13 protein-coding genes and 2 pseudogenes are annotated in these 18,201 nt (G+C 44.0%); 2 read left to right on the top strand and 13 right to left on the bottom strand.

Annotated features, from left to right (window positions below; all coding sequences use genetic code 11):
• Nucleotides 1-7: 7 nt before the first annotated feature.
• The 6 genes and pseudogenes from QBE55_06140 to QBE55_06115 form a co-directional block, all read right to left on the bottom strand.
• A complete protein-coding gene (locus QBE55_06140) occupies nucleotides 8-871 on the bottom strand; it encodes a 2Fe-2S iron-sulfur cluster-binding protein (protein WZL79707.1) in 864 nt (287 codons plus the stop codon).
• A 152-nt stretch (nucleotides 872-1,023) separates the two neighbouring features.
• The gene (locus tag QBE55_06135; GenBank protein ID WZL79706.1) at nucleotides 1,024-3,111 is read right to left on the bottom strand and encodes a hydantoinase/oxoprolinase family protein; all 2,088 of its coding nucleotides are present in this window, start codon (nucleotides 3,109-3,111) and stop codon (nucleotides 1,024-1,026) included.
• A gap of 268 nt (nucleotides 3,112-3,379) precedes the next feature.
• Nucleotides 3,380-4,210: a phosphoenolpyruvate hydrolase family protein gene (locus QBE55_06130; GenBank protein WZL79705.1), complete on the bottom strand. Its 831-nt coding sequence runs from the start codon at nucleotides 4,208-4,210 to the stop codon at nucleotides 3,380-3,382.
• Nucleotides 4,211-4,288: 78 nt separating this feature from the next.
• On the bottom strand, nucleotides 4,289-5,497 hold the full coding sequence (locus tag QBE55_06125) for a Tm-1-like ATP-binding domain-containing protein (protein WZL79704.1): 1,209 nt from the start codon (nucleotides 5,495-5,497) through the stop codon (nucleotides 4,289-4,291).
• A 272-nt stretch (nucleotides 5,498-5,769) separates the two neighbouring features.
• The gene (locus QBE55_06120) at nucleotides 5,770-7,680 is read right to left on the bottom strand and encodes an FAD-dependent oxidoreductase (protein WZL79703.1); all 1,911 of its coding nucleotides are present in this window, start codon (nucleotides 7,678-7,680) and stop codon (nucleotides 5,770-5,772) included.
• A gap of 259 nt (nucleotides 7,681-7,939) precedes the next feature.
• Nucleotides 7,940-9,268, bottom strand: a pseudogene (locus QBE55_06115) (MATE family efflux transporter).
• A gap of 387 nt (nucleotides 9,269-9,655) precedes the next feature.
• On the opposite strand from QBE55_06115, the gene QBE55_06110 reads away from it, so the two are divergent.
• The gene (locus QBE55_06110; GenBank protein WZL79702.1) at nucleotides 9,656-9,928 is read left to right on the top strand and encodes a type II toxin-antitoxin system RelB/DinJ family antitoxin; all 273 of its coding nucleotides are present in this window, start codon (nucleotides 9,656-9,658) and stop codon (nucleotides 9,926-9,928) included.
• Nucleotides 9,909-10,169, top strand: coding sequence for a Txe/YoeB family addiction module toxin (locus QBE55_06105; GenBank protein ID WZL79701.1), 261 nt, complete (start codon nucleotides 9,909-9,911; stop codon nucleotides 10,167-10,169). Before QBE55_06110 ends, QBE55_06105 begins: the two co-directional genes overlap by 20 nt.
• A gap of 144 nt (nucleotides 10,170-10,313) precedes the next feature.
• Here QBE55_06105 and QBE55_06100 read toward each other — a convergent pair whose 3' ends face one another.
• The 7 genes and pseudogenes from QBE55_06100 to QBE55_06070 form a co-directional block, all read right to left on the bottom strand.
• Nucleotides 10,314-11,195: a carbohydrate ABC transporter permease gene (locus QBE55_06100; protein WZL79700.1), complete on the bottom strand. Its 882-nt coding sequence runs from the start codon at nucleotides 11,193-11,195 to the stop codon at nucleotides 10,314-10,316.
• Nucleotides 11,196-11,209: 14 nt separating this feature from the next.
• Nucleotides 11,210-11,563 (bottom strand): ABC transporter permease subunit, encoded by a 354-nt coding sequence (locus tag QBE55_06095; protein WZL79699.1) that lies wholly within the window; start codon nucleotides 11,561-11,563, stop codon nucleotides 11,210-11,212.
• 624 nt (nucleotides 11,564-12,187) lie between these two features.
• Entirely contained in the window at nucleotides 12,188-14,461 is a 2,274-nt protein-coding gene (locus QBE55_06090) for a helix-turn-helix domain-containing protein (protein WZL79698.1), read from the bottom strand.
• 60 nt (nucleotides 14,462-14,521) lie between these two features.
• Complete coding sequence (locus QBE55_06085; protein ID WZL79697.1) at nucleotides 14,522-15,394, bottom strand: carbohydrate ABC transporter permease; 873 nt, start codon at nucleotides 15,392-15,394, stop codon at nucleotides 14,522-14,524.
• Nucleotides 15,395-15,440: 46 nt separating this feature from the next.
• Nucleotides 15,441-15,695, bottom strand: a complete 255-nt coding sequence (locus tag QBE55_06080) for a hypothetical protein (GenBank protein WZL79962.1) — start codon at nucleotides 15,693-15,695, stop codon at nucleotides 15,441-15,443.
• Between the two features lie 261 nt (nucleotides 15,696-15,956).
• Nucleotides 15,957-16,046, bottom strand: a pseudogene (locus QBE55_06075) (hypothetical protein).
• A gap of 421 nt (nucleotides 16,047-16,467) precedes the next feature.
• A complete protein-coding gene (locus QBE55_06070) occupies nucleotides 16,468-18,108 on the bottom strand; it encodes an extracellular solute-binding protein (GenBank protein WZL79696.1) in 1,641 nt (546 codons plus the stop codon).
• Nucleotides 18,109-18,201: the final 93 nt, after the last annotated feature.

The following is an 18,201-nucleotide window of genomic DNA, read 5'->3' as shown; positions in this document are numbered from 1 at the left end:
GGCATTGTTATATCTGGGCCTTTGTTGCAACAGGGGTAAAAGGAGCTGCAGCAATATGTCCGGGTGTTATGCCCAATAGAAGATGACTCATAATAGTGTTTCCAGCGATAACCACATTATAAATATCGTCTATAGGAATATGATTCTTCCGTGCCAACCCATGTATCAATTCTGAGATCTGGTTACCTATACCCTGCCTTAGCCTGGAGAGCCCATCTATATTCTCCATAGTATACTGAATCCTGGATATCACATCGTCTCCATAGGTCCTTTGAACATTAAGTCCGGATATTACATCCACCTGCGCACCCGTTATCAGATTCATCAGATAACATACTACAGTAGTGGTTCCTATATCTATCGCCACCCCATAGATTTTATCAGAGGTATCCCCTTTATCCACATCCAATATCTTATTGCCATCATAGGCAACTGTCACCTTAAAATCTGAATCCCTAAGCACCTGAGGCAGCCTTCTTATCAGGAATATTCCAGCTTCCGGGGCTTCTGTTTTCAAAGCATCGGCTAACCTTTTGAGGTCATCCCGTTGGTCATCCACAGATGGTACATCCAATTCAATATATTTTTTGGCAATCTGTGGAGAGATATCCACAGAGTATTCAATCCCTGTGGACATTATCTGAGCTCCTTCCAGATAGTTCTCCATGACTACTTCCGTATCTCCCAATATTCCGGTCATACAGGCCAGACGATAGCCATCCTGCTTCTCCTTATGGGACAAAAATTGGGATTCCAGATGGGTCATATCTGATACCTCGCCATTTCGTACCCGGACTTTACATTTTCCACAAATCCCCTTTCCACCACAAGGAGCTTCGATATAGATGTTGTTCTGACGGAATATATCCATAAGACTGCTGCCGCCATAACAAGTCACGTCTTTATGACCCTCATCGGATAATATTCTTACGGTATATTGCCTGCTGCCCAGATTTTGTCCATTATCCATGACTCCCCAACGTCCTTTCTTATAACTCTATAGCAAAATCCCTTATCACTCCATTAAACCCATTTTAAGCTTCCTATGGCTTTGGCTGTTATGATGGTCTCGATTAATATCTCCCGTGTAGATTCTTCCTGTTCTCCGTGTTTTCCTTGTTCTCCGTGTTCTCCTTGCTCTTCTTTCTCTTTTTCTGATTGAGATCCCGGTATATTTATTTCTGTTTTATTCTCATCCATCTCAATAGAAATATCATAGTCAGAAGCTCCCTTCGCCATAGCAAGCTCCCCAACCAAATCTTTGCCCTCACCTTTTGACCAATCCCGGGCCTTTGCATAGTCATCAAAGTGTTTCTTTACCCTTGGAGAGAAGCAATCATAGCCTTCTACTCCCGCTACGGTATATCTTGGCTTTATAATGATCCTCTCCTCTACGGAGATACTTCCCGTGATGGCCCCTATCGCATTGGCCACTGCGGCATACTTCTCTATTATACAGGTAGTATTTAAGGATGATGCTACATCCGGCAGGTATACATGAATAGGGGCTCCTATTCCTACCAGTGAAAAGTCCGTGGACAATCCAATGGATAGATAGGGATTTCTTTGCATATGGGAGTTTTGGCAGCCCAATAAGATCATCTTTTCAAGTTCTGGCGTGAAACCATGTTTCAGCAGGGATGGATCATCCCTTTTAATAAGTTCGTGAACAATATTTAAGTATAGTCTGGATTTTATAGTGCTATTGACCTCATGGATAAGTTCTTCCAATGTTATCTTTAGACGACTTGCTAAAATCTCTGCCCCTAAAAGAGCAGCCTGTCCATTCCATCCAGAAAAATCACCAGTAAGATGCATTATATCTGTAGGGGTTAGCGCACTCCTCATAATGATCCCCAACTGCTCAAGCCTATCGGGTTTGATAGTATAGATAGAAGTTTCCACTGCCTCTGCCAGTTTTTCCATGCTTAAAGGTCCTTCTTTAAGAGCTTCCACTATTCTCTTCTCTTCTGTAGTAAAATCTCCATCCTGGGGAATTTCCCCTATTGAATAGAAAAATTGACACAGGGAACGGGTGTGTATCCTGTTCTCCTCATGTAAAAGCTTGATTTGGCCCAAAACTTTCGGCCATCTATGGGCAAGCCAGGATAGGGGAGCAACCCGTCGCGGACCTATTATAAGCTTATCCCTGGAGTCAAAGCTTATTTGGCTGTCTCCCCCCAGACCAATGGTTCGAATGTCCACAGATTTCACAGCTGTTTTCCAATTGCCTACATCCGCTCCTTCATAAGCAAGAAAAGGCTTCCCCTCCTTAACAATTGCCAAATCACTGGTGGTACCTCCCATATCAACAACTACACAGTTTTGTTGTCCGCTCACATTGATCCCACCAATTACGCTGGCAGCAGGACCTGAGAGCAAAGTCTCCACCGGCCTGTTCCTTACGTATCCTTCGGACATTACGCTGCCATCACCACAAACAATAGCCAGGGGTGCATGGATGCCCCTCTCCTTTAAACCCACCTTAACGGCATCTATGAATTTATTTATCAGCGGAATAAGCTTTGCATTGAGCAGGGCTGTGGCAGCCCTTTTTAAAAAATTCAGTTCTCCAGCCAGCTCATGCCCACAGACCACCGGCAGACCCGTCCAATCATAAATCAGTTCCTTGGCCTTTTTTTCGAATTCCGGATTTCTGATACCCCACATCTGTACAATAGCAAAGGAATCCGTTTTTCCCATTGTATTTTTTATTTTATCATGAAGAACATCCCAATGGGGTTCCTCTGTCACTTCCCCCCGGAGATCATGCCCTCCCCGAATGAATATGATATCCTCTATGGAAGGCAGCCCGTATTGCTGTCCATTCTTTTTAACGATATTCTCATCGCAGCCGATGAGTATTAACTTTGCCCTGCTTCCTTTATCCTCTACACATGCGTTTGTAGCCAGGGTAGTGGATAAGGATACCACCCCAATCTTTTTCAAAAGTTCCTGCGGCATTTGATCCAATACATGTATAATCCCAAGTTTTAAATCCTCCTTCACTGTGAGGGATTTAGCACCTTTTATAACCTTGCTGTCATCAAAATCGTAGATTACACCATCGGTATAAGTGCCTCCGGTATCTATGCCTAACCCTAATCTCATTTTTCACCTCAATGAATATATCTTTGTTACATGCAATGTATCTACATTATAAGTCAGCTGCTCATAATGAGCCTCATATACAAAACAATATAAAATGGACAGGTAGTTGTCAATGAAATAATTTACTGTTTTTTGTAGAAATATTGGAATCAAATGCCTTCCTATTTCCCGGATTTGCAGGCAAATAAAAAAACGGCTTCGTTCCCAGAGAAGAAGAACGAAGCCATCTCACCTTTGTATCCAATGGTTTCAGAAAAAAAAGAACCTGTTATCTCGTAATAGCCTTAAAAGCAGCCGCCTGTGCGGTCATGCTGCGTTCCGAGGCCAGACGCTCAATCGAGGAAGCTCCAAAGAAACCGTCCAGCTCCGGAATTTTCCGAATGATATAGGCGGCATCCTCAGGATCGGCAATCGGGCCGCCATGACAGATAACCATGACATTCGGGTTCACCTTACGCCCGGCTTCCAGGATCTCCCGGATAAGAGGGACACAGTCGTCCAGGGTTTTTGCCGTTTCGGCGCCAATGGAGCCTTTCGTGGTAAGGCCCATATGGGCAACCAGAATATCGGCCCCGGCCTGCGCCATGGCGGCAGCCTGTTTTGCATCGAAAACATAAGGACAGGTAAGCATATCCAATTCATGGGCTTTGCGGACCATGTCCACTTCGAGACCATAGCCCATGCCTGTCTCTTCCAGATTCTGACGGAACACACCGTCGATCAGACCAACTGTCGGGAAATTCTGTACACCATTGAAGCCCTGTTCCTTTAATTCCTTCAGATAGATTTCCATAACGCGGAAAGGATCCGTACCGCAAACGCCTGCCAAAACCGGCGTCTTTTTTACAATCGGCAGCACTTCATGGCCCATTTCCACGACAATCTGGTTTGCATCACCATATGCCAGCAAACCGGACAGGGATCCGCGCCCGGCCATGCGGTAGCGGCCTGAGTTGTAAATAATCAGCATATCAACATCGGCCTTTTCCGAACATTTCGCAGTCATCCCAGTCCCTGCACCAACGCCGACCAGAATCTTGCCTGCATCCGTCTGCGCCTTGAAATCCGATAAAATTTCTTTCCGAGACTTATAAAGCATGTTATTTTCCTTCCTTTCAAAAATTGTGATACCGAACTTCCGTTTTCCGTATCTTCGCATAGTTTGCCCATCCGTATCTTATTTCTCCATCATTTCCACAAGCTTCTTCGCAGCGGCAATGGCAAACTCACGGTCGTTTATCAGGCAGTTCATTTCATACAGCTGTACAACATCACGGTTTATATTTTTTCTGAGCATGTCAAACAACATCCGATCCTCCTCCGGACCATAAAACGGCTGACCTTCGGCGTCAATCATCGAAACGCCTTTCAAAGGCAGGAATAGGGCGGTTTTTCCTTTTGCAAGGTTAAACTTTTCCGCCAGCTTCTTTCCGAGGATCTCATTTTCCTGAACGGTGGTGCGCATCAGGGTAACCGTCGGATTGTGCCGGTAAAGATTCCGTCCCTGATACTCTTTGGGCACGGTATCCCACGGCCCGAAATTCACCATATCGCACGCCCCCACCGAAACCACCTGTGGGATACCGCACAAACCCGCCGCTTCGCAGCGATGCGGGCCCGCATTCAGGACTCCGCCGAAAAGCTCGTCGCACCATTCGGTAGTGGTCAGATCGAGTACGCCTTTGAAATATCCGCTGTGGATAAGGGATTCCATCGTCCGGCCTCCGGTTCCCGTCGCATGGAAAACGAGAACCTCATAGCCCTGGGATTCCAGATATTCTTTGGCAAAATCAATGCACGGAGTCGTAACACCGAACATGGTCGCTGCGACCAACGGTTTTTTGTCAACCGATTTGTTCATCCTGTGCTCCAGCATACCCGCCATGGCAAACACCGCATTGCTGAAAATCCTTGTCGAAATGATGTTAAGCCCTGCAACGTCAACAATCGATGGAATCAGAATCACGTCGCTGGTACCCACATACTGCTCCGTATTGCCGGAAGCCATGGTGGAGACCACAATCTTTGGCACGCCGATGGGAAGCCTGCGCATCGCCGGGGCAATGATTGAGGTTCCTCCGGAGCCACCCAGTGAAAAGATGCCGTCGAATTTTCCTTCCTCATAAAGGCGGGGAATGATCTTTTCCGTCCCGCGGGACATCACGGCCGTAGCGCGGGCACGGTCTTTCCTTTCAACAATTTCAGACAGGTTCTCGCCGGCTTCCGCCGCAACTTCCTGATTGGACACGTCAGGTGTGAAAAGCGGCTGAAAAGTTCCCGTATGAACGGTAAATGTTTTTATGCCGATTTCTTCAAACAGCTCCTTGATAAAAAGGAATTCCTTCCCTTTGCTGTCGAAAGTCCCGGCAATTGCAACGGTTTTCATTTGAAAATGCCTCCTTTCCTTTATATAAGTTCCGCAGTTGTTCTCTTCCGGTGCCGGCTCTCTCTTCCAGTACCGGATTTCTCTTCTGGTGCTGGCTCTCTCTTCCGGTACCGGCCTTCTCTTCTGATGCTGGCTCTCTCTCTTCCGGTACCGGCTTTCTCTCTTCCGGTACCGGCTCTCGCACCGGCTCCAATTCTTTGCGAACCTTACTTTTCTTTTTAACTCCGTCCAAAGTATTTTGCATATCCTGAGCCCTATGCTGCAGGGATCCCTTATATGCAGCGAACGGACTGGAACCCGTGATGCACCGCCTTCAGGATATTGTCCGGTGCCTCCGCATCCCCTACAATGGAACAATCCACTTTGCCGTCGATGGCATCATACAGGGAGTCATTGGCACGATATCCGGCTGCCACCGCCACGGTATCCGCCTTGATGGTCTCCTGTTTTCCATCCTTTTCATAGTGCACGGCGTGATCCTTAAACTCCGTCACTTTTGCGCTGGTAATGATCTTAATATCGCATTCCTCCATCAGATGACGCAGGGACTGATCATTGTTCCTGCTGTGGCGCACAGTCATCAGGATTTCCGGAAGCATCTCAAGGATCGTCACGTCATCTGCATGCTCCGCGCAATGGCATGCCGTTTCACAGCCAACCAGGCCGCCGCCCAGCACAACCACTTTCTTTCCATAATCCTTCTTATGGGTCAGCAGATCATTGGCACCGACAACGAAGGATTCCTCTACGCCCTTGATGGGAGGCATCACCGGAGTGGAACCCGCTGCGATGATCACCTTGTCATAATTTCCGGCAATTATGTTTTCCGGGGTGGCTTCCTTCATAAGGGATACCCTTATGTTGCTGCGGTACACCTTACCGATCAGATACTGGACATAGTCCTTGACATCCTTCTTGAATCGGGGACCGCCTGCCGCCAACAGCAAGCCGCCCAGCTCAGTGGTCTTTTCCCAGAGCTCGGTCTGCAACCCTCTCCCGGCTGCCGTAATTGCCGCCACCATGCCGGCCGGGCCGCCTCCCACCACAAGAACACGCTTTTTGGGATCGCCGGGCACAACCGGATAATAATCCTCCGCAAAAGTAAGCGGGTTGACTGCACAGTGCATCATTTTGCCGCTGAATCCCGCATAGAGACATTCGTTGCAGCCAATACAGGGGATGATGTCGTAGGTCTCATTCTTCCGGACCTTGTTCACCCAGTGGGGATCGCAGATTGCCTCATGGCCCAGTCCGATATAATCGGCTTTCCCTTCCTGCAGGGCGGCTTCGGTATCCGCCGGATTTTGCATCTTGCCCTGGGACATAACCGGAACATTGACATGTTTTTTGATTTCAGCAGCAATGTCCAGCTGTACACACGGCGGTTCATATACCGTGTCAATTGCCTTATACCAGGCTTCATAGCATCCAACGTCAACATGAAGAAGATCCACTCCGGCCTTTTCCAGGATCTTTGCCATGGCAATCCCTTCGTCCATTTCCCGGCCGCCGGGTACTCCATGATAAGGCGTAAACTTGAACAGAATGGGAAAGTTCGGGCCAACCGCTTCCCGAATCGCCTTGATGCACTCTACGGAAAAACGCATCCTGTTTTCCAGGCTGCCGCCGTACTCATCCGTTCTCTTATTCCACAATTCCGACTGAAACTGGTCCATCAGATAGCCGCCGTAGCCGTGAAGCTCCACTGCATCCGCCTCGGCACGCTTTGCAGTGGCAGCGCCTTCTCCCATCTTCTGAACCAGATACTGGATGTCTTCTTTCTCAAAAGCCCGGCACTTTACATCCGGAAACCAGAACGAAGTGTTCTCACTGCTGGAATAGGGCCGGACATCCCCGGTGGAAAACTGCATTCGCCCCAATCCGGGGGTCAGTTGAATACAAATTCTGGTTCCCTGATTGTGAACCCTTCGGACCAGAAAGTTCATCTGTTCGAAGGATCTTGGAGTGCCCAGAATATTGGCCGCCTTTGCCTCATATTTTGTGGAGACCTGGTTGGCCGAGGTAATGATAAGGCCAAATCCGCCTTTTGCCCGTTCCTCATAATAACGGATGGCACGATCCGAAAAAGATCCGTCCGGTTCGGTTGCCGTCCCCATGGGGGCCATGTACATTCTGTTTCGCAGCTTCATATTCCGAACCTGGGTATGTTCAAATATTTTCATAGTGTTCCTCCCTTTTGCTTATGTTTTCCTGCATTTTTAATTTACCCTCTTCGATTGAAAATATCAATTCGTCATGTTCTGCCGGATTTTCTTTTGTACTTTCTCCTGAACTGTCTCCTATACTTTCTTCAGAACTGTCTCCTACTTCTTCAAAACCGTCTCCTACTTCTTCAAAACCGTCTCCTGTAATTTCTTTTGTACTTTCTCCTGTAATCTCTTCTGTAATTTCTCCTGATTCCTTTGGACGGCGCAGCAGTCCATGCATTCGGATATAATAGGTGGTGCCAAGGATCAAAGCCGCCCCGGTCCATGCCGTAATCTCCGCATAGTACAAACCTCTTTCCCCGATAAAGGAGGGAAGAATCAGCACTGTGGAGATCCTCATGACCAGCTCCGCCAGCCCGGACAGCATAGGAATCACAGTATCACCCATGCCCTGAAGGGCAGAACGATAAAGATGAAGGAAATACAGTACAAAAAGCAGGCACGACATGGTAAAAAGATATTGATAAGCCACATCCAGTACGGCTTTCACCTCATCCGGGGTACCGGACAAAAACAGCATCAGAATCCTGCGCCCAAACAATATCATAACGACAGAAATGGCACAGGCAATGGCAACACAGATCCTGAGGGCCGCATTCATCCCTATCCGGATCCGCTGAATCTTTCCCGCACCGATATTCTGCCCGGTAAAGGTGGACATGGAATAGCCGAAAGAGGTGGCCGCCAGCTCCAGCAGCCCATACAACTTATTGGTGGCGAGAAATCCGGCGATATACACAGAGCCATAGCCGTTGATGACATACTGCACTACCATGCCGCCTACGCTGATAATGGCATTCTGGAGCGCCATGGGGGTACCGATTTTGACCAGCGAGCCTGCCATTTTTCTGCCCGGTTTCCAGTGATGCGCTTCCAGGAAAAGAATTGGAACCCCCCGGACAACTTTCATACAATAAAAACACGAAAACAGCTGACCCAGCACCGTTGCCGCGGCAGCACCGGTAATTCCCCAATGAAAGGACGCGACAAACACGATGTCCAGGACAATGTTGATCACGGAAGCCAGTATCATGGCAATCAAAGGCGACTTGCTGTCGCCCAGCGCCCGTAATATGGAGGATAATATATTGTAAGCGGTGACCACTGCAATGCCGGAAAACAATACCGTCAGATAACGGACAGCACCGCCAAAAACATTTTGCGGGGTGTTCAGCAAGTGCAGCAGCGGCTTCAGAAAGGCCAGACTCAGGGCGGTCACTGCAGCAGCAACAATCGCAGAAATCACAATGCTGTTCGTAACCGCTGTTTTCAGGCCTTCATAATCTTCCGCGCCGTAGCACTGAGAGATCTTTATGGAAAAGCCCTGTGTCAGCCCGATCACCAGGCCCAATACCAACATGTAAGGCCAATCGGCAGCTCCCAGAGAGGCCAATGCTTCCACTCCGATTAATTTTCCGACAACGATGGTGTCCACCACGGTATACAGCTGCTGAAAAATACTGCCGAGCATCAAAGGCAGGGCAAAACGTACAATCAGTCCAGTTGGCTTTCCCGCAGTCATATCCTGAACATGAACAGACAAACAACCAAACTCCTTTCCGGAATCAAATGAGATGATCCTAAGTGAACTTTCTGAAAGACGACTCTTAAAAACTACGCTTGCAATCTCCCGTAAGCCCTGTATATAAGGAAGGATCCTTTCCATAATATCCTATGAAAATCCCATTGTCAATCACCGGAGAAGAGGTCTCAATAATCTCCCATCGTATTATAGATTATAGTTTTCATCTGACATTCCTGAAAAAATAGCCTGATTTGACTGACGCCATAATCAAATCTGTGTATTGGAAAAGCAAAAATCGGAATACTAGAAAAATATGAAGCAAATATATATTGAAAGTATATCAAATGGATTGACAAATGCTAGTCCAATGATATAATATTAGTAGTATAGGATAGAGGTGATTTCATGGCACAAATTAGCTTGCGTTTGGATGATGACGTAAAGAAAAGCGCAGAACAGACTCTCAATGAAATAGGGCTGAGTATGTCAACAGCAATCAACATATTCTTAAGAAAGGTTGCCAGAGAGAAACGCATTCCGTTTGAATTGACCGCAGACCCATTTTACAGTGAAAGCAATATGGCCCACTTAAGGCGAGGAGTTGCAGCATTGAATGCAGGTAAAGGTGTGGAGCATGAGCCTATTGAGGTAGACAGGAATGAAAAAAATATGGTTTGATGAAGCGTGGGACGATTATTTGTATTGGCAAATGCAGGATAAGAGAACGATAAAACGTATCAACATGCTAATCAAAGATATTGAAAGAGGGCATTTTAGCGGCATTGGAAGGCCAGAGCAGCTAAAGGTCGACTTGGGTGGATTTTGGAGTCGCCGTATTGACGATACAAACAGACTTGTTTACCGAGTGAGCGGAGCTACTTTAGAAATCCTTTCCTGCCGTGGACATTATGACAATTGATAGCCCCGCATATGGAAAAAGTTATACTGCATTCTATGTATAAGGAAGGTGCTCTCTTGAGTGCCTTCCTTTTTTAGATTTTATTGCTCATAAGAAATATGCAAAAACTATCAACAAACAGTACTTATCATCTGCAGTTCTACCCTATTCCTTTACCGCTCCCATAACAAGTCCGGTAACAAAATATTTCTGCAGGAAAGGATATATGATCAGAATGGGCAACATGGATACCACAGCTTTTGCTGAATTGAATGTCAGGTTCGACATTTTAAGCTGCCGAATGATTTCTTCAGGGCGCATATTCTGCATTGCCTGAGTGCTGAGCTGGACAGTCAGCGATTGGATGTATGTCTGAAGCGGTTGCTTCGCCGGGGTATTTATATAGATCTTACCATCAAAAAACGAATTCCAATGACCAACAACAGCAAATAATGTTATAGTGGCAATAGATGGTTTAGCCAAAGGTACCATGATTTTTAGCAAAATATATAGAGGACTGGCTCCATCAACCAGAGCCGCTTCTTCAAGAGATTTCGGAATACCTTTGAAAAAGTTCATGAGGATAATAACACTGAAAACGGGTACTGCACCCGGTAATACCAAAGCCCATATAGTATCCATCAAGTTTAAATCCTTTATCAGAATAAATGTAGGGACAAGGCCTCCATTAAACAACATAGTAAACACCAATATCCACATATAAACATTTCTTGCAGGAAAAACATGCTTATCCTTGGATAGAGGAAATGCCATGAAGATAGAAAGCAGGACGTTTATTGTTACACCAAGTATTACCCTTACTACAGATACACCAAAAGCTGTAAAATAACGATCGTCCTTAAAAATTTCCTGATAGGAAGAAAGGTTAAAATTGACTGGCCAGAAATAAACATTTCCCAATGCCGCACTGGTTTTATCACTAAAGGATATTGCAATGGCATTCAATATTGGAATCAGGCAGGACAAAGCCATAACAGATAATATAATTATGTTAAGTACATCGAAGAAACTTGTTTTTTGCCTCATGCTGTTCATCCTCCTTAAAATATGCTGTATCCTGCAAACTTATCTGCAAGTTTATAGGCCAATACGATTAAGACAAAACTGACAACGGATTTAAAAAGTCCAACCGCCGTTGCAAAGCTATACTGCATCTTTTCAAGCCCCATACGGTATACATACGTATCAATTATATCTCCGCTTTCATAGACTAATGGGCTGTACATTGTGAAAATCTGCTCAAACCCGGCATTCAATACATTACCCAGTGCCAGTGTAGCCATTAGAATAATAGTTGGCTTAATGGATGGCAAAGTAACATATTTAATCTTATGCCATCTGTTTGCACCGTCAATCTCAGCAGCTTCGTACAAATTGGGATTGATGTTTGTCATAGCTGCTATATAGATAACAGCACCATACCCAAATTCTTTTCATACATCAGTAGAAATTATTACAGATCGAAACCATTTATTGCTGGTCAAAAACATAGCAGGTTCAGCGCTGAATACAGATCCGATCTTGTTCACCATACCTGTATAGGAGAAGCCTCATCGGTTCACTGGGACGCCGATTACCCTTCCTAACTTACCAAATATAAAATTCTCCAATTTACACGGATAAAGGCATGAAAGTGGAGGATGGTGATGGCAATATCACGGAAATTGCTTCGGACACTTCCATCATAGTCTTTGGGACAAAGCCGGAACCTGATCTTGCCAACGCTATCTGCAATGCATATCCAACAGCCAGGGCAATTGGGGGACTACACGGAAATCAGCCAGGTCGGCGATGTCGTCGGGCAGGGATTCCTTGCAGCCTGGTCCATTCAATAAGGAGAACCAGATATTTGAAAGAAAAGGCCATTTTATTCAAATAATACAAAGTCTTTGAATTTACTGATATGAATCTCAGACATTATGACGTTTAAAAAGGCCGGGAAGAATGCTTTCCCGACTTTTTTAAAACTTTAGGGACAGAATAAGAATTGATCCGGTGATTTGGAGAACGGAACCTAATCATATAAATTTAGCATCCATCTCCTTTCCCCGCATTTTTGCCCGGTACTCTCCCGGAGTAATTCCCTCTATTTTACGAAACTTCCGGATGAAACTTGATGTGTTATAATATCCGACCTGCTTTACAATTTCATTGATGCTGATGTTTCCCCCCAAAAGCATTTTTTTGGCTTCCTTCATTCGTATATCCGTCACATAATCCCTAAAGTTAAATCCTGTCTGCTCCCGGATAAAACGACTCATATAGACCGGCGAAAGCCCAAAATATTCTGCTATACTGTCCAGCCCCAAATCCGGATTACAATAGTTTTCTGTGATATAATGGATAATTTGCTTTTTAAAATTATTTCTTTTCTGGAATTTGCTTTTATTCACTGCATCACAAATTTTTTGGGCAGCCAACATGACATTTTTCTTCAATGCCTGTCTGGATGCATAGGACAGCATAAACGAAAGATCACATTCCGGATCTGCACAGCTTACTTCCTTTGCCAGCGTTACGATATCTTTGACACACATATACAAAGCATATTGCTGTATGGAATCCCTTCCATCCTGAAAGACTTCACTTGCGCAAAATTCAGTAAAACTGTCCTGTGCGCCTTTCAAATCTCCTTCCTTGATCTGCTGGATAAAAAGAGATTGAATGGAAACAGGATAATCCGGAATTCCTATGTTCGTGAGTTCCTGGATTTCATTGATTCCCAAAACTTCTTTATCTTTGGACCGAACATTATATTCGCTGACTACTCTTGCCTCCTGATAGGATTTTCGCAGATTCCATAAAGAGGGATACACATTTCCACAGCCAAACACCACTCTTATATTTTGTTGTGGAAAATGATCCAGCTCCCTTTTTATCTCAGCAAAAAGCAGGTGTTTATAGTTGAGATCCCTTAGATTGACAATCAGGAATGACACGGCCTCTCCAAAATGCTCCATACAGTATATAGAACATGGCGTTACAAAATTTTTCTGTATCTTATGAATCTCCTCTGTCACAAACTTCATATAATGAGAACGTTCTGCCACATCAAAAGCTCCATCCAACTCTAAAGTAATTACAAAAAAATATGGTTCCTTAAAATCCAAATCAATATTTTTGATATTCTGATCAAATTCTTCCTGCGTGATATCCGAATACAGCAGAATATCCAATACCCTGTCCTTCACATAAGGTGTTTGTGAATGGATAATCCTCCGTAATTCCTGATTTTGCTCGGTTTTCCACTTGAAATATCCTGAAATCATATCATATTCATTGCCATTTGCAGAAATCTTTTGAACATCCGTTTCCTGAACAATACGACGTAGCGGTTTGTAATAGGCAAATGACAGAGCGATTCCTGTTCCTGCACAGATAAATTCAATGACCGTGAAAACCAGAATCAAACGATTGATATCCTCCAAAGCCTTAGAATGATAAATACTCTCGGGCAAAGCCACTGCACAGATCCATCCTGTTCGGTCAGACTTTGTGTTGATAATTGAATAGTCTTTGCCATCGGCTAATTTTATAAGGCCATTTTTTTCATTGCTTCTATCTTTTAGAAAATTTATCGCGATTCGGCAATCTTCTTTATCCGGGTTATTCGTAGCTATCATTTTATGGGGCCCCTCCAATACAAAGGCATAGCCATTCACGTTATCAATCATATTTGAAAAAAGCCCCAGGTATTCGCTTCTGTCAATCACGAAAAATACGCTGACACGATGATTTCGTATGGGAAATTGAAATACTACTTCTTCCTTCTTTTGATTACTTATCAATTCATAGGTCTGAAGGTTTCCTATTGAAGGAACATTTTCCTCATTCATCCATTTATGAAATCGATTCTTCTCTTCAACTGTCATCATATAGTATTTGCTTGACATGGCATCGTAATCCATTATGCCATTTTTACTGTATACAAGATTTTCATCTCTTATCCACAGAAAAGGATTTGCGATATTAACAGCATCCACCATATGATATTGAAACACATTCAGTGCATGCTTTTTTTCTGCCTGGGTTCCGGTCAGATTCCTGTAGCACAGCTCAGGTTCTTGCTCCAATCGTTTGGCAATAAAGAAATATTCTTTATATTCCCTTTCAATAATGTTTGTAATCTGAGTCAGCTGGTAACGGTTCAGTTGCTGTACGTTCTTTTTGACAGCATCCAGATTATAACGATAAAAGAATATCGACACAATAAAAAGCGGGATCATCGAAATCATCAAAAAGGATAAGATATACCGATATAAAACGCTCATGGACTTTGACTTTTTCAGCATGAAATATCTCCCCTCCTATATCCTGTGAAAAAACGGATCCCCGCTTTTATTGTTATAGAGCTAACCCTTCAAGCTACCGGCCATAATGCCTTTCACAAAATACTTCTGTAAAAATGGATAGACAACCAATATCGGCAAGGTGGAAACAATGATCACGGCATATTTCAGTATTTCTGCCCGCTGCATCATTTCAGAAGCATATTTTGCATTCTCAGCGGACATACCGCCGCTGATCAGGTTGGTCATGGCATTGTTGCCCTGCAGAAGAAGGTTACGCAGCACCAATTGCAGTGGGAACCGTTCTGGACTGTTAATGTAAATAAGAGCCTCAAAAAATTGATTCCAATGTCCGACACCATAAAACAGTGCCATGGTAGCAATAATGGGTTTGGAAAGCGGAAGAACTACAAATATAAAAGACCGGAATTCTGAACAGCCATCAATTTTTGCTGCCTGGAGGATTTCATCCGGAATACTGGTTCTATAGTACGTTCTTACGAGAATCAGATTATACACGGAGACGGCTCCGGGTAAAATAAGTGCCCATAAAGAATCCTGCATCCGTAACGTGCGGGAAATTAATAAGTAAGATGGAATCATGCCACCAGAGAAAAACATCGTAAAGGCAAAAAGAAACATAACCGGACGAATAAACGGAAGATGCGATTTTGACAAGGCATACGCCCCAGTCATAGTCATGGCAAGATTTATTATTGTTCCCACTATGGTGAGAAAAATTGTATTGGCATATCCTGTCCATATCTCATTACTCTGCAATACAAATTTATAGCCTTCGATGGTCAGCCCTTTGGGTAAAAACAGGACCCGTCCGGAATTCACCGCAGCAGGACTGCTTACAGATGCTATCCCCACAAAATATAACGGATACAAAATGATAAGAAACAGTAATGTTAAAATAACGCCGTTTACCACATCAAAAATTTCCGCTTTTCTCATTCCCTGCAATTTTAATCTCTCCTTACCACAGACTGGTTTCACCCAGCCTGTTACAGATAAAATTTGTTGCTATAATCAGAATAAAGTTCACAATGGACCCGCATAGCCCTACTGCAGAAGACAGGCTGAATTTACCGCCCCGGATGCCAATCCGATAGGTATAGGTGGAAAGTACATCCGCTCTTTCCATGATAGATGGATTCTGCAGCAGGAGTACCTTTTCAAAATCACTGCCCAACATGCCTCCTATGGTGAGAATCAATTGTATGACAATCATAGGAGTGATTCCCGGAAGGCTGATATGCCAGATGCGCTGCAAACGGCTTGCACCGTCTATCGTTGCAGCTTCATATAAGCTATTATTTATTCCTGCCAATCCAGCTACATATATAATCGAATTCCATCCAATATGCTGCCATACGCCCGACCACACGTAAATATGGGGAAAATAGTTTGCCTGTGACATAAAATTGATCGGTTTATGACCAAAAGACTCGATAAACTTATTAACAAATCCTGCTGTCGGTGAAAGAAACAAGGTAATCATGGCAGCCATTACCACCGTAGATATAAAATGCGGTGCATATGTTACAGTTTGTATCACCTTTTTGTATCCTAACGACCGCATTTCATTCAAGGAAATAGCCAAAATAATCGGCAATGGGAAACTCACCAAAAGAGAATATAGGGAAAGAAGCAATGTATTCCCAAGTACATTATAAAATTGATTCATCGACAGAAAATTTTTGAAGTGTTTCAGCCCCACCCATGGACTATTCCATATTCCAAGCCCTGTATTATAATCTTTGAACGCAATTTGAACCCCATACATTGGCACGTAGGCAAAGATAATAAAATAAACAAGGCAAGGAAAAAGCATAAGATATATCTCATAATTCTGTGACATCAAATGCAGTTTGGATTTTTTGCGTTCCTTACGCATATTTTTCTCCTGACTTCTTAAAATTCTGCATCAAAAGCCAATTAATAATATAGCCTTTGATGCAGTTGGTTTATATATCCTTCGCATCCGTTCACGCTGTTACGGATTAGTTACTCATGTAACGATCATATGCAGTTTGATAAACTGCAACAAGGTCATCCAGTCCACTGCCTTCCAGATAACTCCTGGTTTCTTCAATCCCACTTTCAATGGGAACATCGCCCATCACCATTTTTGCTTCCATTTGATCAAAATAGGTCGTGACATCATCCAGGATAAGCGTTATCTTTTCCTGCTCCCGCGGAGTAAAAAACAACGTTGGAAAATTGGGAACCACATACGGCGCAATTCGTTCTTCCATCATATCTTTAAACGAAGCATCTTCCGGAGCCTTTTCCTCTTTGGACTTAATCTCACTGTATTGCGAGTAACCCTGCAGAAATCCGGTTACACTTACTTCCTTGCACAACCATTCCCAAACACCATTATAACCCTCCGGAATCTCATAATGAAAAGAAGTTTTATCTTCATTCCAGATGATTCCTCCTTCGCCATCCCATTCTCCTTTTACCGGACCGACAATCAATTTGCAGCCGTCTTCCGTCCAGAAATAATCCATATATTCAATGGTCTTTTCCGGATTTTTGTTGTCGGATGTCAAATAAATATTGCCGACACTTACCACATCTCCATACCAGACAGGTTCCTTTTGATAGTCACTGGTAAGCGGATATGTGACCTCGTATTGCCCATATATTTTGGGATCCGTCGTACCGACATTGATAAAATGAGCATCGTCAGTATAAGCACCAAGTTGAAGATTCGCACCTTTCGCCCGAAACTGAGCAACATTTTGCGTATAATATTCATTATCCAACAGTTTCTCATTGTATAGCTGATGCATATTCTGTAAATATTCTTTATAGATTGGCATGTTAATCAGGTGCTGTATTTTTCCATCCACAGCTTGAAATTGAGATTTTCCGGCTTGATTCAATTGAATTCCCAAAGGGTTTGCCACAAAGGGATCAACCTGATAACTGCCAACCACACCGGACAGCGGATAAACTTCTTCACCGGTTCCCTTAGGATCGGAATCCTTAAATGCTTTTAGAAGTGCATAGAATTCCTCATAGGTATGGGGCAATTCCTTCCCTACAACATCAGCCCATTTTTTATTGATAAAGCATCTTGCACCAGGCGTTTCTGCAGAACCGCCGGTAAACGTACCAGCCATACCATACATCTCACCGTCCGGTGCATAAAGCTTTTTCCCATCCGGATATTTCTCAAGGCACTTCACATAATTTGGAGCATGTTCTTTCAATAAAGACGTAATCGGCATGATCTGACCTGCCTCACTATATGTAACGATTTCATCATTCGTCAAGCCGCTCATCAGCACATCCGGCAATTCATTCGAAGCAAACATAAGGCTCTTTTGATCATCCCACTGGTCGTATCCATACATTTTAATATGGAAATTCATCTTGTGTGACTTCTCCATCTCTTGAAAAAGCCACATATCCGAATTCACGTAAAATTCCGGATTGGTAACAACGACCATATCCTGCCACAAAATATCCTTTCCTTCACTATTCGATTTGGCTTTCTTCGCCTGTTTGGATTCTTGTTTGGATTTCGTATTTTTTGAGCTACCGATTCCCCCACTTTCGGAGCAACCGGAAAACATGGAAATAAAAAGGGCGATACATACAATAAGCATAAAACCATTGTGCCTTTTCACATCTATTCCTCCCATGAAGGTATCTTAATTGATGCCTCACTTATTCTTATTTCTGAATCCATCCTAACCACTTTATAATCCTGGATCCCCGTC

It is taken from the genome of Eubacteriales bacterium mix99 (assembly GCA_038396605.1).
Lineage (GTDB): Bacteria > Bacillota > Clostridia > Caldicoprobacterales > DTU083 > UBA4874.
Note: the sequence above shows the minus strand (reverse complement) of the source record. Positions and strands in the feature narration are given on the sequence as shown.